Raw genomic sequence first — 3,376 nt, forward strand, 5'->3', positions numbered from 1 at the left:
TGGCGCGTAGGCGGCCGGCACCGGCGCCGTCGGGCGCTCGTAGCGCGGCGCGAGCGAGCAGCCGGCCAGCACGAGCGCGGCCGCGAGCGCGACCTGGACGCGCAGCCCTGCGCGCGCATTCACGCGAAACATCATCACGTTCCCTCCATCGTCGTCGATTGCGCACTGCCGCGGCGGCGCGTGCCGACCTTGAACAGCCGGCCGACGATCACAAAAAACAGCGGGACGAGGAACACCGCGAGCACGGTCGCCGAGATCACGCCGCCGAGCACGCCGGTGCCGATCGCCATCTGCGCGCCGGACGCCGCGCCGGACGCGAACGCGAGCGGCAGCACGCCGACGCCGAACGCAAGCGACGTCATCACGATCGGCCGCAGCCGCAGCCGCGCGGCCTCGAGCGCTGCGTCGACGAGCGACATTCCCTGCGCGACGAGATCCTTCGCGACCTCGACGATCAGGATCGCGTTCTTCGCGGACAGCCCGATCGTCGCGATCAGCCCCACCTTGAAATAAATGTCGTTCGGCATCGTCCGCAGCGTCACGCCGAGCACCGCGCCGATCAGGCCGAGCGGCACGACCAGCATCACCGCGAACGGAATCGACCAGCTCTCGTACAGCGCCGCGAGCGCGAGGAACACGACGAGCACCGACAGCGCGAACAGCATCGGTGCCTGTGCGCCCGACAGCCGTTCCTCGAACGACTGCCCCGACCACGCGTAGCCGATGCCGGCCGGCAGTTCGCCCGCGATCCGCTCGATCGCGGCCATCGCCTCGCCGCTGCTGTGGCCGGACGCGGCCGAGCCGTTGATCGTGAACGACGGGAAGCCGTTGTAGCGCGTGAGCTGCGGCGGGCCGAACGTCCAGTGCAGCGTCGTGAACGCGGCGAGCGGCACCATCTCGCCGCGCGCATTGCGCACGCGCAGCTTCTTCACGTCGTCCGGATCGAGCCGGTGCCGGCCGTCCGCCTGCACGATCACGCGGCGCACCTGCGCGCCATGCATGAAGTCGCCGATATAGTCGGAGCCGAACATCACCGCGAGCGTCGTGTTGATCTCGTCCATCGACACGCCAAGCGCGGACGCCTTCGCGCGATCGATGTCCAGCTTCAGTTGCGGCGCGTCCTGCGTGCCCGCGAACATCAGGTCGGTCAATGCCCGATGCTTGCTGCCTTCGGCGAGCAGCCGCTCGCGCGCGGCGACGAATGCCGCGTAGTCGAGCCCGCCGCGGTTCTGCAGCCGGAAGTCGAAGCCGCTCGTCGAGCCGAGGTCCGGCAGCGGCGGCGCATTCATCGCGAACACCGTCGTGTTCGGCGTCGCCGCGAAGTGCTCGTTGATGCGCTCGACGATCGCCTGCACCTGGTCGCGCGCGGACTTGCGCTCCTTCCAGTTCTTCAGCGTCACGAAGATCATCCCGCCGTTCGCCCCCTCGCCGTATGTGTTGTAGCCGCCGAGCGCGAACGTGTACGCGGCCGGCTCCTGCGTGCGCACGTAGCGCTCGACCTCGCGCACGCTCTGCATTGTTTCCGCGAGCGGCGTGCCCTGTGGCCGGATCACCATCACCGTGAAGTTGCCCTGGTCCTCGTCCGGCAGGAACGCGGTCGGCAGTTGCGTGAGCATCAGCGCGGCGGCCGCGGTCAGCGCGCCGTACACGACGACCCAGCGCACGGGCTTCTTCAGCACGCCGCCGACGCGCAGCGCATAGCGCTCGGTCGCGCGCGCGACGAAGCGGTTGAACCAGCCGAAGAAGCCGCCCTTCTCGTGATGGCCGTCGGCGACCGGCTTGAGCAGCGTCGCGCACAGCGCGGGCGTGAGCGACAGCGCGAGGAACGCCGAGAAGCCGATCGACACCGCGAGCGACAGCGCGAACTGCCGGTAGATGTTGCCGACCGCGCCGCCGAAGAACGCCATCGGCACGAACACCGACGTCAGCACCACGGTGATGCCGATGATCGCGCCGCTGATCTGCTTCATCGCCTTGACGGTCGCTTCATACGGCGCGAGCCGTTCCTCGACCATCAGCCGCTCGACGTTCTCGACGACGACGATCGCGTCGTCGACGAGGATGCCGATCGCGAGCACCATCCCGAACATCGTCAGCACGTTGATCGAGAAGCCCATCGCGAACATCACGCCGAACGTGCCCGCGAGCGCGACCGGCACGACGAGCGTCGGGATCAGCGTCGCGCGCAGGTTCTGCATGAACAGGAACATCACGAGGAACACGAGCACGCCCGCCTCGATCAGCGTCGTGACGACCTTGTTCATCGACACGCGCACGAACGACGACGTCTCGTACGGAATCTGGTACGTGACGCCCGGCGGGAAAAACTTCGCCAGCTCGTTCATCGTCGCGCGCACGCGCTGCTCGGTCGCGACCGCGTTCGAACCCGGCGCGAGCTTGATGCCCATCCCGGCCGCGGTCTTGCCGTTCACGTAGGACGGGTAGTTATAGTCGTTGCCGCCGAACTCGATGCGCGCGACGTCGCGCAGGAACAGCGCCGAGCCGTCGGCCTGCGAGCGCAGCGCGATCGCGCCGAAATCGGCCGGCGTCTTCAGCGGCGCGTCGGCGAACACGGTCGCCGCGATCGGCGCGCTGTCCGGCACCGCGCTGCGGCCGATGTCGCCGACCGTCACGCGCGCGTTGTGCGCGCGCACGGCCGACGCGATGTCCGATGCGGTGAGCCCGTGGCCGGCCAGCTTGACCGGGTCGGGCCAGATCCGCATTGCATATTCGGAGCCCCAGAACTGCACCTTGCCGACGCCCTCGACGCGGCGCAGCGCCTGCACAACGTTCGCCGACGCGTATTCGCCGAGTTGCACGTCGGTCATCCGGCCATCCTCGGACGTCAGCGACACGACGAGCTGGATGTTGTCGGCAGCCTTCTCGACCTGGATGCCGTCGCGCCGCACGGGCTCGGGCAGCCGCGCCTCGACCGTCTTCAGACGGTTCTGCACCTCGACCGCAGCGAGATCGGCATTCACGCCCTGCTTGAACGTCAGGTACAGCGACGCCGAGCCGACGCTGCTCGTCGCAGACGTATACAGCAGCCCCGGCGCGCCGTTCATCTCGCGCTCGATCAGCGCGGTGACCGATTCCTCGACGACCTGCGCGGACGCACCCGGATACGTCGCGTAGATGCTGACGACGGGCGGTGCGATGTCCGGGTACTGCGCGACGGGCAGCGCGCGGATCGCGAACACGCCGCCCAGCATGATGAAGATTGCGATCACCCACGCGAACACGGGGCGATCGATGAAGAAGCGTGCCATGTTGGTTCGAACCGGTCAGGTTTGACGGGCGGCCGCCGAAGCAGCGGCCGCGGGGGGCGCGGTGGCAGGCGCGGTGTCGGACGACGCGGCCGCGGCGGGCCGCGCCT

General features: G+C 68.9%; 1 protein-coding gene. It reads right to left on the minus strand.

Going from position 1 to position 3,376, the window contains the following annotated elements:
• Positions 1-134: 134 nt before the first annotated feature.
• Positions 135-3,269: a multidrug efflux RND transporter permease subunit gene (locus tag G3N94_RS40340; RefSeq protein WP_205799760.1), complete on the minus strand. Its 3,135-nt coding sequence runs from the start codon at positions 3,267-3,269 to the stop codon at positions 135-137.
• Positions 3,270-3,376 lie beyond the last annotated feature (107 nt).

The sequence above is a fragment of the Burkholderia sp. Ac-20353 genome, from assembly GCF_017104785.1.
Taxonomy (GTDB): Bacteria; Pseudomonadota; Gammaproteobacteria; order Burkholderiales; family Burkholderiaceae; genus Burkholderia.

Excerpts from the sequence above, each read along its gene's own strand:
- G3N94_RS40340 (WP_205799760.1), bottom strand. The coding sequence starts at position 3,269 with ATGGCACGCTTCTTCATCGATCGCCCCGTGTTCGCGTGGGTGATCGCA.